Raw genomic sequence first — 20045 nt, 5'->3', positions numbered from 1 at the left:
ATCTCCTACCAAAGAGTATTTAATTTTTGACGCTTGTTTATAATACCAAACCTGGCAGTGAATGTCAAGGAGTTTTTACAAGAAAATAATAAGCCTAAAATCGACAAAAAGGCGGATACTTTTTTGTATCCGCCCTCTTATCGTTTTGTAGATGTTTCTATACTATCTATAGTATCTTTTTATATATCCCTTAACAAACTCACATGCCTGTCCTCTGTAGGTCTTTCCTCCTACCTTGACAACAGGAACAACATATACTCCAAATGTCTTATAAGCCTGAAGTCCCCTTATTACATAAGAATTTCTCTTAGCGCTTACCTTTTTCTTTGTCCACTTTACATTTGAAGCGTATGGATTCTTTGTATAGTATACAAGATAATACTTTGTATTTGCTACCTTCTTCCAGGTAACCTTTGCAGCAGTGCTGCTTACAGAAGTTACATTACTCTTCTTTACACATGCCTGAGGTATGATTGTCTTGAATGCTGACCAGTCACTCCAGCACTTAGCACCACCATTTGCCTTTTTGTATGCACGGATTCTTACCTTGAATCCCTTGTTGTTGATTGCCTTACGAACCTTTGCGTTGTTGATCTTAACGCTGGTCTTTGTTGTAGCCTTTGTTGTGTATAATCTGGTCTTTCCGTTGAGAGAGTAGATCTGAACCTGATATCCTGTAGGATAGTCATAGTTTGGATTTGCCTTCCATCCAATTGTTATTACATTACCACTTATAGCTGGGCTCCATAAGAGAGTTCCTGCTTTTGCATCGGCAACATACTGTGGGTTAACAGGTGCTGAGTAGAGTGTACCTGTTGACTGTCCATAACCAAGTGCTATGTAGTTTGATTCTGATCTCTTATATGAATATACATAATATCCACTATAATGTGTTCCGGCCTTTGCAGGTACAGTTGCCTTGTTTGTAGTAACATTATACTGAGCCTCAACCTTTGAACCGCTGATCTTGGCAACTACATATCCTGTTACACCTGAAACTCTGTTCCACTGTAAACCGATCTTATTCTTTGTGCCTGAAGTCTGCTTTATTGACTTGTAATCTACGCTCTCAGGAGTTGTTATGACCTGAAGAGGATCTGACTGTCCAACAAGCTGCTTGTTGACATATGTCTGAACTATTACATAGTATGCTCTGCCGGCCTGAAGATTGTAAATATACTTCTTATTTGATGTTGAAGTATAAGAACTTAATGCCTGATATCCTGAAGATCTATCCTGGGATAAATACACTAAGTATTCCTCTCCATAATTACCGCTCCACTGAACTGTGACACCTGTCTTGGTATCATCTGTCTGCTGAAGATTTGTTACTGCTCTTCCTGATGCTGCCGATGCTGTTATTGTCATTGCAAAGAGCATGATTGACATGATTGCAAGGATCAATAACGATCTGTTGAAAACTTTTTCTCTTCTCATTAAATCTCTCCTTTTTCTTCTTTCCCTTGTTAATACAACAATTAATTTAATATGAGACTAACTCATATTAAAATTTTACAAGTTTAATATATTTTAGTCAACATTATTGTGACTGTAATATTCAACAATTATTTTGTGCATTTTTGCTAATTCATTGTTGAGATTCTGTATACTTTTTATTTTATTCCTGTATTATTTATTCTGCTCAAGATAATCCTTTACCGCTGTTTCATACAGGTTGTGTCCCTCTGAATCTATAACCACAATAGCTGGGAAATTCTCCACTGTCATCTTCCTTATAGCCTCTGTTCCGAGATCATCGTACGCGATCACCTCGGATTTCTTGATACATTTGGAGAGAAGCGCTCCTGCACCGCCAACGGCTGCCAGATACACAGCCTTGTTGGCTATTATTGCCTGTATAACCTCCTGGCTTCTCTTTCCCTTTCCTATCATTCCACACAGACCCTTGCTGAGAATGAGTGGAGTGTATTTGTCCATTCTGCTGCTGGTTGTCGGTCCCGCCGAGCCTATGACCTGTCCAGGTTTTGCCGGTGTCGGTCCGAGATAATATATCACATTGCCGTTAAGGTCTATAGGAACTATGCCCTTCTCGTATAACTCAGTTCCACTGGCGTCCACGCATCCTGATTCCATGATGGCATCATACATTCTCTTGTGTGCGGCATCCCTGGCACTGTACACTATTCCATCTATATATACATAATCCCCTGCCTTGAGGGTCTTTACCTCTTCTCTGTCAAATGGTGCCTTTATATGTCTATCCATGATGAACCTAACCTCCTCCTATAATACTCTCGTAACGTGTCTGTTCACATGACAGCACATATTAACTGCCAATGGCATTCCGGCTATGTGAGTGGCATATGTCTCTATGTTCACAGCCAGTGCCGTGGTCTTTCCTCCAAGACCGCCAGGTCCTATTCCAGTGTTGTTGATCATCTCCAGAAGCTCACTCTCTATCCTTGCTATATGCTCTCTGTCTGAGTGAACTCCTACCTTTCTTGTAAGAGCCCTCTTTGCAAGCTTCGCAGCGAGCTCAAAGTCTCCTCCAAGACCCACACCTACGAATACGGGAGGACATGCATTTGGTCCGGCATCCTTTACAGCCTGAAGAACAGCAGCCTTCACGCCCTCTTCTCCATCTGCCGGCTTGAGCATGTACACCTTGCTCATATTCTCGCTTCCAAATCCCTTTGGAGCTATAGTTATCTCTATTTTATCTCCCGGAACTATATCATAATGTATAATCGCCGGGGTATTATCCTTTGTATTTTCTCTGATAAGAGGATCCTTTACCACTGATTTTCTCAGGTATCCGTCAGTGTATCCCTGTCTCACACCTTCGTTTATGGCATCAGTTATGTTCATTCCTTCTATATGTACATCCTGTCCAACATTCACAAAGAAAACAGCCATTCCCGTATCCTGACAGATAGGAATATCATTCTCCTTTGCTATATCCAGATTCTCACACAACTGTCCAAGTATCTGCTTTCCGAGTGGACTGTCCTCAGATTCTACTGAATCCCTGACCGCCTTCTCCATATCCTCAGACAGATTTACATTTGCTTCGATGCACATCTCCCTTACATTTCTGGTAATCTCTTCTGCTGCAATAACTCTCATCTCTTCACCGCCATTTTATAAATTTGTTTTAATCATCCAGGAACGTATCATCGTTCTTTTTGTAGTTTGGATCTCTCCTGTTCATGATGAATTTGTATATGTATAACACCACTGTAAATATCGCAACAACTATGATCATCGCCGCCAATATATATATGATGTTCATTATACTGTAAGAAAGTTCAGACGCCTTCTCGGAACTCTGGAATATCTTGTCCAGTTTTCCTTCCGTTGTTGCCTCTGTAACTGTAGATGCAGCCGTTGTAGCTGCCGATGCCACCACCTGTATCACATTCGCCGTCATGCCTTTTACCCCCAATAATTTTGTTGTATTTTCCCATAATTCCAATCTCTTTATAATAACCTTCAAAATCCTGCGTTCAGGATTATTTTCTCCCAATGTGTAATCCAAGATAAGTATATCATAACGGCTATTTGCACACAATCTGTAAACATCCATGGACATAAAAAAAGATGTACTGTCTTGCATATTACAACACAGTACATCTATCTTTATTTGTAATTATAATTACTCCTCTGAATTACTCTCGGCATCATTCTCCGTATCGTTCTCTACATTCTCTGATACTTCATTTTCTGCTGATTCTGGATTCTCTGAGTCCTCTGCCTCTTCATCTTCATCACTTCTTGCAAGCTTTGCAACAGATGCCACAAATGTGTTGCCATCCTTGCCGATATTCATAAGCTTGACACCTGAGGTTATTCTTCCTATTACAGTTATATCTGAACAATGCATTCTGATCATGATTCCCTCATTGGTCATCATCATAATGTCATGGTCATTTGTCACGGCCTTTGCGCTGACGATGTCACCGGTCTTCTCGGTTATCCTGTAACATTTGACACCCTTACCGCCTCTCATCTGAGGGGCAAATTCTGACAGTTCAGTTCTCTTACCCATACCCTTTGTGGTTACGAAGAGCATCTCGTCGCCCTGAACATCAAGCTGCATTGCTATAACTTCATCGCCCTTGTCGCATCTTATTCCACGTACACCCATGGATGTACGTCCTGTATCACGGACACATTCCTCATTGAATCTGATACACATACCCTTGGCAGTTACAAGAAATACATCATTCTCACCGCTCGTTGCCTTAACCTCTATGAGTTCATCTCCCTCATTCAGTGTTATGGCTGCCAGACCGGTCTTTCTTATATTCTCAAATGCCTCTATCTTGGTCTTCTTTACAATACCATTCTTTGTAGCCATCATGAGATACTTCTTGTCAAATCCGGCTATAGGAATTATAGCTGTTACCTTCTCACCAGGAAGAAGCTGAAGAAGGTTGACTATCGCAACACCCCTTGCATTACGTCCCGACTCAGGTATCTCGTATCCCTTCATTCTGTATACTCTTCCCATATTGGTGAAGAACATTATGAAGTTGTGGGTATTAGTAAGGAATATCTCATCGATTATATCGTTGTCGATGGTGTTCATTCCCTTGATACCCTTGCCGCCTCTGTTCTGTACCTTGAAGGTATCCTTTGGCATTCTCTTGATATATCCGAGCTTTGTCATGGAGATAACTATCTCTTCTCTCTTGATAAGCTCCTCATCTGTTATATCATCTGAATATGCAGTTATGGATGTTCTTCTCTCATCACCGTACTTGTCAGCTATCGCTGCAAGCTCAGTCTTGATAACTCCGAGAAGCTTATTCTCATCTGCAAGTATCTCCTTGTACTCAGCTATCTTCGCAATAAGCTCATTGTACTCGTTCTCGATCTTCTCTCTTTCCAGACCTGTCAGAGCACGGAGTCTCATATCAACGATTGCTCCGGCCTGTGCCTCGGAAAGTCCAAATCTTTCGATCAGCTTTGCCTTAGCCTCTCCAACATTCTTTGAATTTCTGATGATCGTGATGACCTCATCTATGTTGTCCAGTGCTATGAGATAACCCTGTAATATGTGGGCTCTCTCCTCAGCCTTGTTCAGATCATACTTTGTTCTTCTTGTGACAACATCCTCCTGATGCTTCAGGTAGTATGTGAGCATGTCCTTGATGTTGAGTATCTTAGGTACTCCATCCACCAGAGCCAGCATGATACATCCAAATGTATCCTGGAGCTGTGTGTGCTTGAAGAGCTGGTTGAGTATTACGTTGGCATTGACATCCTTTCTAAGCTCAATGACAACTCTCATTCCCTCTCTTGAAGACTCATCTCTTATATCTGTGATTCCATCGATTCTCTTGTTCTTGACAAGATCGACCATATTCTTTATAAGAAGTGATTTATTTACCATATATGGTAGTTCGGTTACAACAATGCGGTGCTTTCCGTTGTTCATTGTTTCGATTTCTGTGATTGCACGTACTTTTATCTTGCCTCGACCTGTTCTATATGCATCGTTTATTCCCTGTCTGCCCAGTATCTGTGCGCCTGTAGGGAAATCCGGACCCTTTACTATGTCCATGATCTCATCTATCTCTGTCTCACGTCCTTCTTCCACTCTGTTATTGATGATCTTTATGGCTGCATTGATAGTTTCATTTAAATTATGTGGTGGAATATTGGTAGCCATACCTACTGCGATACCTGATGTACCATTTACCAATAGGTTAGGATAACGTGATGGTAGTACCACAGGTTCTTTCTCTGTACCATCAAAGTTAGGTGTGAAATCAACTGTATCTTTGTTTATATCTGCCATCATTTCCATGGATATCTTGGAAAGTCTTGCCTCTGTATATCGCATGGCAGCGGCATGGTCACCGTCGACCGATCCAAAGTTTCCATGTCCATCCACAAGTGGATATCTGGTATTCCACTCCTGAGCCAGCTTTACAAGTGCCTCGTATATTGAACTGTCTCCATGTGGATGATATTTACCCATTGTATCACCGACGATACGGGCACATTTACGGTGTGGCTTATCAGGTCCATTGTTAAGTTCTATCATAGAATGAAGTATTCTTCGCTGAACAGGTTTAAGACCATCTCTTACATCAGGAAGAGCTCTGGCAGCGATAACGCTCATGGCATAATCTATATATGAACGCTCCATTGTCTTTTTCAGACCAACTTCATCTATTTTATCAAAAATCTTATCGTCATCCATTTTTTGATTTCCTTTCTCTCGATATTGGTTATGTTTTATCACATTTATTTAATCAATATACTATATATCGAGATTCTTTACATACTTGGCATTTGTCTCTATAAACTCACGACGTGGTTCAACCTTATCTCCCATAAGTACATTGAATGTCATATCGATCTCTGACTCATCGTCATCATCAATTGCCACTCTGAGAAGAATTCGTTTTTCTGGATCCATGGTTGTCTCCCAGAGCTGTTCTGCATCCATCTCTCCAAGTCCCTTGTATCGCTGTATCTTGTTGTTCTGATCTCTTCCGACTTCATCAAGTATACTGTTCAGCTCATCATCACTGTACGCATACCATACCTTCTTGTTCTTCTCCAGCTTGTAAAGTGGTGGCTGTGCCAGATATACATGTCCCTTTCTGATAAGATCAGGCATGAATCTGTAGAAGAATGTGAGGAGAAGAGTTGCTATATGAGCTCCATCCACATCGGCATCGGTCATGATGATAATCTTGTTATATCTGAGCTTCTCTATATTGAAGTTCTCGTGGATACCTGTTCCAAATGCGGTGATCATGGCTTTGATCTCTTCATTTCCAAGGATTCTGTCTATTCTTGCCTTCTCAACATTAAGGATCTTACCTCTGAGTGGAAGTATGGCCTGTGTTGCTCTTGATCTCGCTGTCTTAGCTGAACCACCGGCGGAATCTCCCTCGACTATGTAGATCTCACAGTTCTTTGGATCCTTGTCTGAACAATCCGCAAGCTTTCCAGGAAGTGCCATGTTGTCTGAAAGATTTGCCTTTCTTGCAACATCCCTTGCCTTTCTTGCAGCTATTCTAGCTCTCTGTGCAACAGCCGCTTTATTCACAATTATCTTAGCAATCTGCGGATTCTGCTCAAGATAATATGTAAGCTGCTCAGTTACAACACTCTCAACTGCAGGTCTTGCCTCTGAATTACCAAGCTTCTGCTTTGTCTGACCCTCGAACTGAGGATCACTTATCTTGATAGATACGATGGCTGCAAGTCCCTCTCTCAGATCATCACCCGAGAGATTGTCATCCTTATCCTTGATAATATTATTCTTTCTTGCATAATCATTGAACACCTTTGTTATGGCTGACTTAAATCCTGTCAGATGTGTTCCACCCTCAGGTGTGTTGATGTTATTTACAAAGCTGTATGTGGATTCATTGTATGAATCATTGTGCTGAAGTGCCACCTCAACACTTATTCCATCTCTGACTCCCTCACAGTAGATTACCTCATTGTACAGCGGATCTCTGTGTCTGTTCAGATATGTTACAAACTCCTTTATACCACCCTCATAGTGGAATGATCTTACCTTCTCAGGAATAAGTCTCTTGTCTGTAAGACTTATCTTCAGGCCCTTTGTAAGGAATGCCATCTCACGAAGTCTGTTTCTCAGTATATCGTAATCGTATATGTTATCTTCAAATATTGTATGATCCGGCAGGAATGTAACCTTTGTTCCTGATACTCCCTCAGGTGCTTCACCTATAACCTGAAGCTTGTACATAACCTTGCCCTTCTCATATCTCTGCTTGTACACCTTGCCATCTCTGGTAATCTCGACTTCAAGCCATGTTGAAAGTGCATTTACAACTGATGCACCAACACCGTGAAGTCCTCCGGATACCTTATATCCTCCACCGCCGAACTTTCCGCCGGCATGAAGTATGGTAAATACCACCTCAACAGCAGGTATTCCCTGCTTTTTATGTATTCCAACAGGAATTCCTCGTCCATCATCCACTACGGTGATGGAGTTATCCTCATTTATATACACCTGAATGTGGGTACAATATCCTGCCAGAGCCTCATCTACAGAATTATCAACTATCTCGTATACAAGATGGTGAAGTCCAGTGGAGGATGTACTTCCTATGTACATACCAGGTCTCTTTCTGACTGCTTCCAGTCCCTCCAGAACCTGTATCTGTTCAGCTCCATAATTATCATTTTCCATTGTCATGCTTCCTCCGTTCTTACTCTGGTGGCCGTTCCCTCTACCACGCTATAAACATTGTTGATTATTACCTGCTCTTTAACAAAATCATCATATCCCGTACAGGTTATGATAGTCTGTATATCTTTTATCTCTTCTATCAATGCATCACGTCTGCTGGTGTCCAGCTCGCTCATGACATCGTCCAGAAGCAATATCGGATTATCATTGATTATCCTTTTTACAAGTTTTATCTCCGCCATCTTGAGTGACAGGGCAACTGTTCTCTGCTGTCCCTGTGAACCATATTTTCTGGCGTCTATTCCATTTATGAGAAAACTTATATCATCTCTGTGTGGACCAGACTGTGTACTTGAATATCTGATATCCATCTCAGTCTTTTCCTGAAGTGTCTCATCGAATTTATCTTCATCGACATTGCACTCATACACTATCTCTAGCTTTTCCTTGCCCGATGTGAGATGACTGTGGATCTCCCCAATTATCTCATTCATCATGTCGATAAAATTTCTTCTCTCTTTTATTATCCTCGATCCATAGTCCACAAGCTGCATATTCCACACATCCAGTGTATCCATGAGAATTTTGTTATGATAAATCTGCTTTAACAGATTATTTCGCTGATTGAGTATCCTGTTATATGATGCCAGATTCTGATAATACAATCTGCTTATCTGACACAATTCAAGATCCATGAACCTTCTCCTCTCGGCTGGTCCATTTTTAATGATAGTCAGATCTTCAGGTGAAAAGAATATGACATTGAGAAGACCATATAATTCCGTGGCCCTCCTTATGGGTATGCCATCAATCGCCACTCCCTTATTTTTGCTCTTTCGAAGATGCATATCTATCTTGTGCGATATGTCTTTCTTGTTGACAAATAATCTTATATGGCTCTCATCTTCACCTATCTTTATGATATCTTTATCCTGCGTATTTTTTCTGTGTGACTTCGTAGTCGCTGCCATGTATATGGATTCAAGTATATTTGTCTTGCCCTGGGCGTTATCGCCGTACAGGATATTCGTATTTTTTCCAAATTCTACTTTCACATTACTGTAATTTCTGTAATTACTCAGCTCTATCGACTCTATATACATAACCTTCACCATCTGCAAGATGGCGACCACAATTATTTCTGAATACTTATCTTATCACCATCAAATTCTACTTCATCACCATCATAAAGCTTTCTTCCACGTCTGGTCTCTATCTCACCGTTAACCACAACCAGTCCCTGAACTATGACCTCCTTTGCGTCAACTCCTGACTCCACCAGACCGGCAGCCTTAAGCGCCTGTCCAAGCTTTATGAATTCATCTCTTAACTTGATTATCTCCATATTCTCACCCCTTCTTACTCTTCGTTGATTCCCATAGGAAGGATAAGGTAGATATATGTCTCTGCATCATCCTTGATAACACATGGAGATTTTGTATTGTTGAAATAAATAGTTACATTCTCATCGTCAATTACTCTGAGTGCATCTATTATAAGCTTTGGATTAAATCCAATGACAAGATTGTTACCTTCCTTCTCGATATCTATCTCCTCATTCAGAGAACCGATGAGAGAACTGATCTTGAGACCGAGAGTTCTGTCATCAATGCTGAGTCTGATAGGCTTCTTGTCTGAATCCTTTATAAGAAGAGTTGCTCTGTCCAAACTGTCAAGGAACTCTCTCTTGTTTATCTTCATCTTGATCTGATAATCAACTGAGAGCATATGGCTTATTCTGAAATACTCGCCCTCTATCAGTCTTGAAACAACCTTTGTATTGTCAAACTCAAATAATATATTGTTGTCCGTGAAATAAATATTTACAGGATCATCAACTCCACCGTTCATGATCTTACTTATGTCGCTGAGGGATTTTCCTGGAACTACAACCTTAATGTCTGAATTATCTCCCTTGAGCTCTATATATCTGATGGATATTCTGTGTCCATCCAGAGAAACCACGCTGAGCTTATTGTTTGATACCTCAAATAACTCACCGGTCATAAGCTTATTGTTCTCATTATCTGATATAGAGAATATTGTCTGATTGATAACCTCTCTCAGCGCAAACTGAGATATGGTTATGAACTTATCCTTTGATACAACAGGAAGATTGGAGAAATCCTCTCCTGACTTTCCAGGTATGTTGAACTCAAGTCTCTCACACTTGATAAGTGTCTTGCTGTCCTTATCACTCTCTATAGTTATGTCGCTGTCAGGAAGCTTTCTTATGAAATCTGAGAAAAGCTTTGCCTCGAGTGCAACCTTTCCGTCCTCTATAACAGTACCGTCAACATAACTTTCTATTCCTATCTCCATGTCATTAGCTGTGAGCTTAATAACACCGCCTGCAGCTTCAACCAGGATACAAGACAGTATCGGATGGGTCGTCTTGTTGGAGACAGCCTTTGATACGATATTTATACCCTGAAGTAAGTTAGATTTTCTTATGGAAATTTTCATTTTAAGTGTGATCTCCTTTCATGTCCAAATATAATGATCATCAAAATATGATATGTGTGTATAACTTCAAATAACAACAAACAGTGCGAGCGCTTAACTATAAATATATTAAGATAATTAGTAGTATCAGTAGTAGTGCTTTTGATAATGTTGAAAGTGTATCAAGCCCTTACAAATCAAGGCTTAGAGAATTATGTGTCCATGTTACTAATCAATTTTAACCTGTTCATAAACTGACCATTTACCAACATGGCAAAATCCTGTTCATCAGGAGTAAGAACAATTCTCAAACACATAACAACATGTAACAAACATCAAATAACAATATACAATCAAGTTATGTTTGTAAGGTTATAAACAAATAAGTGAGTTTATAAGATAAAAATGTGGATAACTTGCTATTTTTGTGGATTAAGCTTCTTGATTATGACGTCAACCATCTCAGCAAATTCCGGATCCTTCTCAATCTTATCTTCAACCTTCTGTATATTGCTGTGCACGGTGGAGTGATCCTTTCCTCCAAATGCATCTCCTATACTCTTCAGACCCTTGTCCGTGTACTTTCTGCACAGGTACATGGATATCTGACGGGCAGTGGCTATATCCTGGCTTCTCTTCGTGGATACGATGTCACTGACTGATATATTAGTATGCTCTGAAACAGTGTTGATAATGAGCTCAGGTGTTATGGTAACCTTGGAATCCTTGGATATGAAATCCTTGAGGACGTTCTTGGCAAGTTCTTCAGTGATCTTGATATCTCCGAGCTCTGAATATACGCTGAGCTTGTTGAGCGCACCCTCAAGCTCACGTACGTTGTAGGTTATATTGTTGGCGATATACTCAAATATCTCCTCGCTGATGATATCGGTAAGTCCCTTTATCTCAGCCTTGTTCTTGAGGATAGCCATACGTGTCTCGTAATCAGGAGCGTGGATGTCGATAGGAACACCCCACTCAAATCTTGATCTGAATCTCTCATCCAGAGTCTTGATCTCCTTTGGTGGCTTATCCGACGACAGGATTATCTGCTTACCTTCGTCATGAAGAGCGTTGAAGGTGTCAAAGAATTCCTGCTGCGTACTTGCCTTACCAATCAGGTACTGGATATCATCAATCAGAAGAACATCCACTGTTCTGTATTTGTTTCTGAATTCTTCAGTTTTATTCTTGGAGATTGCTTCTATGATCTCATTCGTGAATTTGTTCGATGGCACATAGAGAACCTTCATATTACTATTGTGCTGGAGTATATAGTGGGCTATGGACTGCATAAGATGAGTCTTGCCCAGTCCTGATCCTCCATACAGGAAAAGCGGATTGAACTTGTCCTGTCCAGGTGAATCGGCAACTGCCAGACATGTTGCGTGAGCGTGCTTGTTACTCTCACCAACAATAAAGTTCTCAAATGTGTAGTCAGGTCTGAGATTGCTCTTGGCAATGGCATCGTTGTAGTCCTCTGAATATGTAGGGGACTTTTCATCCTTTCTCATCTGACTCTCGAGTGTGAATATAACCTGAATTGAATCGTCCTGAAAGAGCTCTCTGAGAACTGTTTCAAGATATATATCAAATAATTTTCTCTTGAGAAATTCTACGCCTCTCTGTCCGTAATCCTCGTCCAGAGTGAAATAGACCTTGTTATCCTCAACTGAATATATCTTGAGAGGTTCGATCCATGTATGGATCATGATATGGGAAATTCCATGTTCATTTTCAAGTATATTCAAAATGTCATTCCACTTGGCTAATATTAAGTCCTTCATCGTAAAAAACCTTCCTCAAAAAAATAATTCTTCCTATTATTAATAACACTATTACATTTTATAATAAATGCACCCCTATTTCAAGCATATTAAGGTCAAAAACAAGATAAATTGCCTTTATTTTGATTTTACATGTTTATACGGTTAGGTACACGTATTTGGGGGTAAAATCAAAATAAACGAGAATAAGGGGCAAAAAATGAAAAAGTTAATAAAAAATCTTATTTGTGTATAATCCACATGGAATGTTGATAACTTTGTTACATAAGTTTCATAATAATTATTATTTTCAAACTTATGTAAATATAAAAAAATGACTGTTTTATATTTGTGAACATCACAAACAGCGATAAATACTGGGTTTTTTAGAATTAAACCCACAAAAGTAAAAAGTTATCAACAAGTTACCAACAAATTGTGGATAACATTATGTAAAGCGACTGGTAACAAAAATTAAATGCTTACAAAAATGTGATTAATCTATGAAACCACAACATTTTGTGATTAATATTAATGTATCCACCTAATTAATCCAGAACGATTCGTCACCTTTATCAAATAGTGGCTGAAATCCTTATAAAATATAGGAAAAACGGCAAAAAAGGCTTGACTCACATTACCTATTTATTTATAATAGGCAAGTAAATTTGTAAAGAAGGAGGTGTTTTGTAATGAAGATGACATTCCAGCCTAAGAAGAGACAGAGATCTAAGGTTCATGGCTTTAGAAAGAGAATGAGTACTGCTAATGGCAGAAAGGTACTGGCCGCTAGAAGAGCTAAGGGAAGAAAGAAATTATCAGCGTAAGGTCACATGGTTGTGACCTTTTTTTATAGGGTCACAGCAACAGTTTTTCTAATAATCAAAGTTTCGGTGGTTACACAATGAGTAAGATGATTACATTAAAAAACAGCAGAGAGTTTGGCAGTGTGTACAGCACAAAGAATTCGGTAGCCAATAAATATTTAGTTATGTATCTGAGAAGCAACGGCTTGGATTACAACAGACTCGGAATCTCTGTTAGTAAGAAAGTTGGTAACAGTGTGGTAAGACACAGGGTAACCAGATTGATTAGAGAAGCTTACCGATTAAACAGAGCAAATATTGATGTTGGCTATGACATAGTGATAGTAGCCAGACCGTCATCAAAGGACAAGAAATGTCAGGACATTGAGAGTGCTTTGATGCATTTGTGTGGGTTAAAGAAGATAAGCCACATAGGGTAAAGAAATGAAAAAAATATTTATTGGTTTAATCAAATTTTACAGGAAGTATTTGTCACCGCTTAAGGGACATGCTACCTGCAAGTATTTTCCTACTTGTTCGCAGTATGCAATTGAGGCTATCGAAAAGTATGGAGTTTTAAAAGGTGGTCTCCTTGCAGTATGGAGGATACTTAGATGCAATCCTTTTTCAAAAGGAGGATATGATCCAGTTCCATAAAGGAGAAAATTATGTTTCTAACAAGAGAAGATGGTATGATACTCGGACCAGTTTGTTGGCTGCTCGGTAAGATATTCAATTGGATTTACATGTTCGTTGGATTTATTGGAAGCCATATGGGATTCACATACGTCAATCTCAGTGTGTGCGTTATTTTGTTCACATTTGTACTGAGAGGCGCGCTGTTCCCATTATATTTCAAGCAGCAGAGATCAAGTAAGATCATGAGTTTCATCCAGCCTGAGATTGCCAAGGCAACAAAGAAATATAAAGGCAAGACTGATCAGGACTCAATGATGAAGCAGCAGCAGGAAACTCAGAAGATCCAGAAGAAATATGGTGTCAGTATGGCATCAGGATGTCTGACTTCGCTTATACAGCTGCCTATATTCTATGGTCTGTACAGGGTTATCCAGAACATACCTGCGTATGTTCCTTCAATGACAAAGACCTACGGAAAGATTGTAGAGATACTGAGTACCAAGACAGATTATGTCAAGGCTATAAGTGATGTAGCAGGTGAATCGAAGGTAAGCACAGTTACAATGGCATTGAAGCAGATGGGTGATGACCCTACAAAGAATCAGATCATTGATGTGCTTGATAAGTTTTCTAAGAGTGATTGGGATAAGCTGATAGCTAATCTTGATCTTACAGGTAATGCTACTCTCACAAGCTATGTTGATCAGTTCCACAATATGAACCAGTTCCTGTTTGGACTGAATATTGCAGATGCACCGGGATGGAAGCTTTCAATAGCTTTGGTGGTTCCTATCGTTTCTGCTCTCATGCAGTTCTTACAGACAAAGATATCCATGAAGTCATCACAGAATAGCAACATGGATAGCAATCAGCAGACAGCCAACAACATGATGAAGGGTATGATGTACTACATGCCTATCATGTCACTTATATTCTGTATAACTCTTCCTATAGCTATCGGTCTTTACTGGATAGTTGGTTCTGTTATTATGATAATATCTCAGCTTATAGTTGATGCTTATTATAATCATCAGGACAAGGATGAGCTGCTTGCAAAGTGTGCCGAGAAGGCTGCCAAGAAGCAGGCAAAGAAGAAGAACCCTGATAAGAAATCTTTCTATGAGAGAATGATGGATGCTCAGAATGGTAACGTTCCAACAGAGAACAGTCAGTCAGAGAATATAAATAAGATGGCTTCTTCAAGACTTAAGAGTTATGTTAATCCTGCACATTCAGTGAATGTTGACAGTGATGATGTAACCCGCAGAGAAAATGTAAACTATAAACCAGGCAGTATAGGAGCTAAGGCGAATATAATGCTTAAGTACCAGAACAATAGCAACGATAAGGGAGGAAATAAATAATGGAATTCTTAGAATTCAAAGGTAAGACCAAAGATGAAGCCCTTATGCAGGCCAGTGTTGAACTTGGAGTCCCTAGTACAGATCTTGAGTATGAAGTTATCAGCGAAGAGACAAAGGGATTTCTTGGTATAGGTTCAAAGCCTTGTATCATAAAGGCAAGAAAAAAGAAGACATTCCTGGACGATGTTAAGGAGTACCTTGACAGCCTGTTCAAGGCTATGGATATCCAGACAGAGATCCAGATGGATTTTGATGAGGAAGAGAATGTTCTGTCTATCAATCTTGAGGGACCAGAGATGGGAATTTTGATTGGAAAGCGTGGACAGACTCTAGATGCTCTTCAGTATATTATTACACTTGCTATCAATAAGAAGAGCGAGTCACGTATCAGAGTTAAGCTCGATACAGAGAACTACAGAGCAAGAAGAAAAGAGACACTTGAGAATCTTGCCAAGAATATAGCATTCAAGGTTAAGAGATCAAAGAGATCATTTGCTCTTGAGCCAATGAATCCTTATGAGAGAAGAATAATCCATGCTACTCTTCAGAACGACAAGTATGTAGCAACCAGAAGCGAGGGCGAGGAGCCATATCGTAAGGTTATTGTATATCTCAAGAAGAAATAATAGTCACGCTGATGCGTGTAAAGATCATCGCAATATTTTATGGTGACAGGAAAGAGATCATTTGAGAAAATGGTCTCTTTTTTGTTGCAGTTTAGTCTTTTTATATGGAAAATGAATTGGTAATGTTGTACACTACATAGATAGGTTGTTTAATCACGGTGAAAGGAAAAGTGTAAGACAGATATGTTCAAGGAAGATACCATTGCAGCTATAACCACCGGTATGAGTAATGCCGGAGTTGGAATAATAAGGATCAGCGGAGACAGGGCATGTGAGATAACAGACATGTTGTTCCGCGCTGCAAATAAAAACAAAAAAGCGGTAAATATGAAATCTTACACTGCTGCATTTGGTGGTGTGTATGAGGATGACAGAATGATAGATGAGGCTATACTTCTGGTCATGAAGGCTCCCCATACGTACACATGTGAGGATGTGTGTGAACTTCAGTGTCACGGAGGTACAGTAGTTCTCCGAAAGATACTTGATCTGGTAATAAAATGTGGTGCAAGGGCAGCCGAACCTGGAGAATTTACAAAGAGAGCATTCCTCGGTGGAAGGATAGATCTGTCACAGGCAGAATCCGTCATGGATATAATAAATGCAAAGAATGACTTTGCAGCCAGAACGTCTGTGGAGCAGCTTCAGGGAAGACTTAGGGATAAGATCATTGATATGAGAGAACAGATTCTGTACAATGTGGCGTTTATTGAATCTGCTTTGGATGATCCTGAACACTACAGTCTGGATGGTTTTCCACAAAAGTTAGAAATAATTGTGGATAACCTTGTAGATAGTGTGGATAACCTTTTGACAACATTTGACAATGGAAAAGTGTTGTCTGAGGGAATAAATACGGTTATTGTTGGTAAACCGAATGCGGGTAAGTCTTCGCTGATGAATATGTTTGTGGGCGAAGAAAGGGCGATTGTAACAGATATGGCCGGCACAACCAGGGATACGCTCAGTGAAGTGATAAATGTAAGAGGTATAACTCTGAACATAGTTGACACTGCGGGAATAAGAGATACAGATGATGTAGTTGAGAAGATAGGTGTGGATAAGGCATTAGAGTCTGTGGATAAAGCTGATCTTGTGCTCTATGTGGTAGACAGTTCAATTGACCTGGATGAGAACGATCACAGGATCATGTCCAGAATACAGGATAAGAATGTTGTTGTGATACTCAACAAATCTGATCTGGAAAAGAAGATAGACGAATCGGATATTAAGAAATATATAGATGCAGATATAATTCAGTTGTCAGCACTGACCGGTGATGGCAGTGAAGAATTGTATGAGCTTCTGAACAGGATGTTTTTTGAGGGTACACTGACATATAATGATCAGCTTTATATCACTAATACCCGACACAAAAATGAACTTGTGTGCACCAAAAATGCACTGTTAAAGGTTAAAGAAAGCATAGATATGGGAATGGAGGAAGACTTTTTCTCCATTGATCTCATGGATGCGTATGAACATCTCGGTTTGATAATAGGTGAAACTGCCAGAGATGATCTGGCTGATAAGATATTTAAGGAATTCTGTATGGGAAAATAGATTGCAGGATATAAGGTACTGGAAGGAGGACATTTGTATGCCTGTTTTGAATGAAGAATATGATGTGGTAGTTGTGGGGGCAGGACATGCAGGATGTGAGGCAGCTCTTGCAAGTGCAAGACTTGGTCTGAATACTATTATTTTTACGGTGAGTATGGACAGTGTGGCCATGATGCCATGTAATCCGAATGTAGGAGGAAGCTCTAAGGGACATCTGGTAAGGGAAATAGATGCACTTGGCGGAGAGATGGGCAAGAATATAGACAAGACGTATATTCAGTCAAAGATGCTCAATGCGTCTAAGGGTCCGGCGGTTCACTCTCTTCGTGCCCAGGCAGACAAGGCAAATTATTCCAGAACCATGAAGCACACCCTTGAGAATACAGATAATCTCACATTGAGACAGGCAGAGGTGTCGGAAATTATTATCGAGGATAATGTGGTTAAGGGTGTAAAGACATATTCGGGAGCAACTTATTTTGCAAAGGCTGTGGTTTTGTGTACAGGAACATACCTCAAGGCTAGATGTATATACGGAGATGTCGTATATCACACCGGACCTAATGGACTTATGGCAGCTAATTATTTGTCAGATTCCATGAAGAATGCAGGGATAGAGATAAGAAGATTCAAGACGGGAACCCCTGCCAGACTGGATAAAAGAACGATAGATTTTTCTCAGATGGAGGAACAGAAGGGCGATGAGAAGATAGTTCCATTCTCATTTACAAATACTGAGGCTGATATAAGACGTGATCAAATATCATGCTGGCTCTGTTACACAAATGAGAAGACACATGAGATAATCAGAGATAATATAGACAGATCACCTCTGTTTTCAGGCGTGATCGAGGGTACAGGACCAAGATACTGCCCTTCCATTGAGGATAAGGTTACGAAATTCCCTGATAAGACCAGACATCAGATATTTATTGAGCCTGAGGGTGAATATACGAATGAGATGTATATGGGTGGAATGAGCAGCTCTCTTCCTGAGGATGTTCAGTATGAGATGATACACAGCATGAAGGGACTGGAGAATGCAAAGATAATAAGGAATGCTTATGCCATCGAGTATGATTGTATAAATGCCATTAACTTAAAACCTTCTCTGGAGTTTAAGAGTGTATCAGGACTTTTTGGTGCCGGCCAGATAAATGGAAGTTCAGGATATGAGGAGGCTGCAGCCCAGGGTATAATGGCAGGAATCAATGCTGCCAGAAAAGTACAGGGCAAGGAAGCGGTGGTTCTTGACAGATCACAGGCATATATAGGAGTTCTTATAGATGATCTTGTCACAAAAGAGACATCGGAGCCATACAGAATGATGACATCCAGAGCTGAGTACAGACTTCTTCTCAGACAGGATAACGCTGATCTGAGGCTCACGGAGATTGGACATGAGATCGGTCTTATAGATGACAAGAGATATGCTGCATTTACAAAGAAGAGACAACAGATAATGGATGAGATACAGAGACTTGAGAGCACCATGGTTGGAGCAAATTCAACCATACAGAAGTTCCTTGAGGATCTTGGAAGTACAGGACTTAAGACTGCTGCATCTCTTGCAGAACTTATAAGAAGACCGGAACTGTCATATGAGGCGATTGATCCAATAGATGAGGGAAGAACCAAACTTCCGGATGATGTTATAGAACAGATAAATATAACCATAAAATATCAGGGATATATAGACAGACAGAATCAGCAGGTAAATCAGTTTAAGAAGCTGGAGAAGAAAAAGCTGCCGGCAGATATTGACTATAATGATATATCAAATCTTAGAATCGAGGCCAGACAGAAGCTGTCTCTCATCAGACCTGAAAATATTGGACAGGCGTCAAGAATATCAGGAGTTTCTCCGGCTGATATATCAGTATTGCTGGTGTATCTCAAGATGAAGGGTAGAGACTAAACTGGTATAGAAGTTATTCAGAATAATTTGTTGAAGGAGAACAATATGGACAGATTAAATTCCATAACAAAACAGTTTGGTCTGGAATTGAGTGATAAGCAGATAGAACAATTTTCAAAATATTATGATATTCTGGTTGAGTGGAATAAGGTAATGAATCTTACAGCCATAACTGAAAAGGAAGATGTAATAATAAAGCATTTTGCTGACAGTCTGCTTCTTTCAAAGTATAAAGATCTTCATGAGAATATTGACGTTATAGATGTTGGTACAGGTGCAGGATTTCCGGGAATTCCTCTGAAGATTGCTTTTCCAGAGCTGAATATAACACTTATGGATTCGTTGAATAAGAGATTAAAGTTCCTCGATGAAGTTATAGATGAACTTGGACTGCAGGATATCCACACTGTTCATTCAAGAGCAGAGGATGGAGGCAGAGATGAGATGCATAGAGAAAAATATGATCTGGCTGTATCCAGGGCAGTTGCCAATCTTGCAACTCTGTCGGAATGGTGTATTCCATTTGTCAAGCCGGGTGGATATTTTGTATCTTATAAGTCAAATGCTTTGCCGGAAGAGATGCGGGATGGAAAGAAAGCAATCAGGATTCTTGGGGGACAGGTCGAGAACATATTTAATACGAATATACCGGAGACCAATAACCAGAGAAGCTTTGTGTTTGTAAAGAAGATTGCAAATACAGACAACAAGTACCCGAGAAAAGCGGGAGCTGCTAAAAAGCCAATAGCATAAAAAAATAAAA

18 protein-coding genes are annotated in these 20045 nt (G+C 39.9%); 8 read left to right on the top strand and 10 right to left on the bottom strand.

The window, feature by feature from the left end; genetic code table 11:
• Positions 1-162: 162 nt before the first annotated feature.
• The 10 genes from DWW70_RS06925 to dnaA all read right to left on the bottom strand — a co-directional run bounded on the left by DWW70_RS06925 (position 163) and on the right by dnaA (position 12387).
• Positions 163-1437, bottom strand: a complete 1275-nt coding sequence (locus tag DWW70_RS06925; RefSeq protein WP_118649526.1) for a fibronectin type III domain-containing protein — start codon at positions 1435-1437, stop codon at positions 163-165.
• Between the two features lie 192 nt (positions 1438-1629).
• Entirely contained in the window at positions 1630-2226 is a 597-nt protein-coding gene (locus tag DWW70_RS06920) for a Fe-S-containing hydro-lyase (RefSeq protein ID WP_118649525.1), read from the bottom strand.
• 18 nt (positions 2227-2244) lie between these two features.
• On the bottom strand, positions 2245-3087 hold the full coding sequence (locus tag DWW70_RS06915) for a fumarate hydratase (protein ID WP_015534434.1): 843 nt from the start codon (positions 3085-3087) through the stop codon (positions 2245-2247).
• Between the two features lie 28 nt (positions 3088-3115).
• Complete coding sequence (locus DWW70_RS06910; RefSeq protein ID WP_015534433.1) at positions 3116-3391, bottom strand: hypothetical protein; 276 nt, start codon at positions 3389-3391, stop codon at positions 3116-3118.
• Positions 3392-3616: 225 nt separating this feature from the next.
• Positions 3617-6175 (bottom strand): DNA gyrase subunit A, encoded by a 2559-nt coding sequence (gene gyrA / locus DWW70_RS06905; protein ID WP_118649524.1) that lies wholly within the window; start codon positions 6173-6175, stop codon positions 3617-3619.
• A 60-nt stretch (positions 6176-6235) separates the two neighbouring features.
• Entirely contained in the window at positions 6236-8155 is a 1920-nt protein-coding gene (gene gyrB / locus DWW70_RS06900) for a DNA topoisomerase (ATP-hydrolyzing) subunit B (RefSeq protein ID WP_117549934.1), read from the bottom strand.
• 2 nt (positions 8156-8157) lie between these two features.
• Positions 8158-9258 carry a DNA replication/repair protein RecF gene (recF, locus tag DWW70_RS06895; RefSeq protein WP_118649523.1) on the bottom strand — a complete coding sequence of 367 codons (1101 nt, stop codon included), beginning with the start codon at positions 9256-9258 and terminating at the stop codon, positions 8158-8160.
• A gap of 32 nt (positions 9259-9290) precedes the next feature.
• Positions 9291-9500 (bottom strand): RNA-binding S4 domain-containing protein, encoded by a 210-nt coding sequence (locus tag DWW70_RS06890; RefSeq protein WP_015534430.1) that lies wholly within the window; start codon positions 9498-9500, stop codon positions 9291-9293.
• A gap of 14 nt (positions 9501-9514) precedes the next feature.
• Positions 9515-10621 (bottom strand): DNA polymerase III subunit beta, encoded by a 1107-nt coding sequence (dnaN, locus tag DWW70_RS06885; protein WP_022217382.1) that lies wholly within the window; start codon positions 10619-10621, stop codon positions 9515-9517.
• Positions 10622-11019: 398 nt separating this feature from the next.
• Complete coding sequence (gene dnaA, locus DWW70_RS06880; RefSeq protein ID WP_022217383.1) at positions 11020-12387, bottom strand: chromosomal replication initiator protein DnaA; 1368 nt, start codon at positions 12385-12387, stop codon at positions 11020-11022.
• 671 nt (positions 12388-13058) lie between these two features.
• On the opposite strand from dnaA, the gene rpmH reads away from it, so the two are divergent.
• From rpmH to rsmG, 8 genes are all read left to right on the top strand, one after another.
• Positions 13059-13193 (top strand): 50S ribosomal protein L34, encoded by a 135-nt coding sequence (rpmH, locus tag DWW70_RS06875; RefSeq protein ID WP_004852723.1) that lies wholly within the window; start codon positions 13059-13061, stop codon positions 13191-13193.
• 77 nt (positions 13194-13270) lie between these two features.
• Positions 13271-13612, top strand: coding sequence for a ribonuclease P protein component (rnpA, locus tag DWW70_RS06870; protein WP_022217384.1), 342 nt, complete (start codon positions 13271-13273; stop codon positions 13610-13612).
• Positions 13613-13616: 4 nt separating this feature from the next.
• Positions 13617-13829 carry a membrane protein insertion efficiency factor YidD gene (yidD, locus tag DWW70_RS06865; protein WP_022217385.1) on the top strand — a complete coding sequence of 71 codons (213 nt, stop codon included), beginning with the start codon at positions 13617-13619 and terminating at the stop codon, positions 13827-13829.
• A gap of 11 nt (positions 13830-13840) precedes the next feature.
• Entirely contained in the window at positions 13841-15175 is a 1335-nt protein-coding gene (locus tag DWW70_RS06860; protein WP_117549930.1) for a YidC/Oxa1 family membrane protein insertase, read from the top strand.
• Complete coding sequence (gene jag / locus DWW70_RS06855; RefSeq protein WP_022217387.1) at positions 15175-15801, top strand: RNA-binding cell elongation regulator Jag/EloR; 627 nt, start codon at positions 15175-15177, stop codon at positions 15799-15801. The genes DWW70_RS06860 and jag overlap by 1 nt, the downstream gene beginning before the upstream one ends.
• 183 nt (positions 15802-15984) lie before the next feature.
• The gene (gene mnmE, locus DWW70_RS06850) at positions 15985-17364 is read left to right on the top strand and encodes a tRNA uridine-5-carboxymethylaminomethyl(34) synthesis GTPase MnmE (protein WP_118649522.1); all 1380 of its coding nucleotides are present in this window, start codon (positions 15985-15987) and stop codon (positions 17362-17364) included.
• A gap of 37 nt (positions 17365-17401) precedes the next feature.
• On the top strand, positions 17402-19282 hold the full coding sequence (gene mnmG / locus DWW70_RS06845; RefSeq protein ID WP_118649521.1) for a tRNA uridine-5-carboxymethylaminomethyl(34) synthesis enzyme MnmG: 1881 nt from the start codon (positions 17402-17404) through the stop codon (positions 19280-19282).
• A gap of 45 nt (positions 19283-19327) precedes the next feature.
• Entirely contained in the window at positions 19328-20035 is a 708-nt protein-coding gene (gene rsmG / locus DWW70_RS06840) for a 16S rRNA (guanine(527)-N(7))-methyltransferase RsmG (protein ID WP_015534426.1), read from the top strand.
• Positions 20036-20045: the final 10 nt, after the last annotated feature.

This window comes from Coprococcus sp. AF16-5, assembly GCF_003479365.1.
Lineage (GTDB): Bacteria > Bacillota > Clostridia > Lachnospirales > Lachnospiraceae > Coprococcus > Coprococcus aceti.
The sequence above is the reverse complement of the archived record's forward strand: the minus strand, read 5'-3'. Positions and strand labels throughout refer to the sequence as shown.

What these genes read in the sequence shown, in the direction of transcription:
- DWW70_RS06925 (WP_118649526.1), bottom strand. Translation starts at nt 1,437, where the DNA reads ATGAGAAGAGAAAAAGTTTTCAACAGATCGTTATTGATCCTTGCAATC.
- DWW70_RS06920 (WP_118649525.1), bottom strand. Translation starts at nt 2,226, where the DNA reads ATGGATAGACATATAAAGGCACCATTTGACAGAGAAGAGGTAAAGACC.
- DWW70_RS06915 (WP_015534434.1), bottom strand. Translation starts at nt 3,087, where the DNA reads ATGAGAGTTATTGCAGCAGAAGAGATTACCAGAAATGTAAGGGAGATG.
- DWW70_RS06910 (WP_015534433.1), bottom strand. Translation starts at nt 3,391, where the DNA reads ATGACGGCGAATGTGATACAGGTGGTGGCATCGGCAGCTACAACGGCT.
- gyrA (WP_118649524.1), bottom strand. Translation starts at nt 6,175, where the DNA reads ATGGATGACGATAAGATTTTTGATAAAATAGATGAAGTTGGTCTGAAA.
- gyrB (WP_117549934.1), bottom strand. Translation starts at nt 8,155, where the DNA reads ATGGAAAATGATAATTATGGAGCTGAACAGATACAGGTTCTGGAGGGA.
- recF (WP_118649523.1), bottom strand. Translation starts at nt 9,258, where the DNA reads ATGTATATAGAGTCGATAGAGCTGAGTAATTACAGAAATTACAGTAAT.
- DWW70_RS06890 (WP_015534430.1), bottom strand. Translation starts at nt 9,500, where the DNA reads ATGGAGATAATCAAGTTAAGAGATGAATTCATAAAGCTTGGACAGGCG.
- dnaN (WP_022217382.1), bottom strand. Translation starts at nt 10,621, where the DNA reads ATGAAAATTTCCATAAGAAAATCTAACTTACTTCAGGGTATAAATATC.
- dnaA (WP_022217383.1), bottom strand. Translation starts at nt 12,387, where the DNA reads ATGAAGGACTTAATATTAGCCAAGTGGAATGACATTTTGAATATACTT.
- rpmH (WP_004852723.1), top strand. Translation starts at nt 13,059, where the DNA reads ATGAAGATGACATTCCAGCCTAAGAAGAGACAGAGATCTAAGGTTCAT.
- rnpA (WP_022217384.1), top strand. Translation starts at nt 13,271, where the DNA reads ATGAGTAAGATGATTACATTAAAAAACAGCAGAGAGTTTGGCAGTGTG.
- yidD (WP_022217385.1), top strand. Translation starts at nt 13,617, where the DNA reads ATGAAAAAAATATTTATTGGTTTAATCAAATTTTACAGGAAGTATTTG.
- DWW70_RS06860 (WP_117549930.1), top strand. Translation starts at nt 13,841, where the DNA reads ATGTTTCTAACAAGAGAAGATGGTATGATACTCGGACCAGTTTGTTGG.
- jag (WP_022217387.1), top strand. Translation starts at nt 15,175, where the DNA reads ATGGAATTCTTAGAATTCAAAGGTAAGACCAAAGATGAAGCCCTTATG.
- mnmE (WP_118649522.1), top strand. Translation starts at nt 15,985, where the DNA reads ATGTTCAAGGAAGATACCATTGCAGCTATAACCACCGGTATGAGTAAT.
- mnmG (WP_118649521.1), top strand. Translation starts at nt 17,402, where the DNA reads ATGCCTGTTTTGAATGAAGAATATGATGTGGTAGTTGTGGGGGCAGGA.
- rsmG (WP_015534426.1), top strand. Translation starts at nt 19,328, where the DNA reads ATGGACAGATTAAATTCCATAACAAAACAGTTTGGTCTGGAATTGAGT.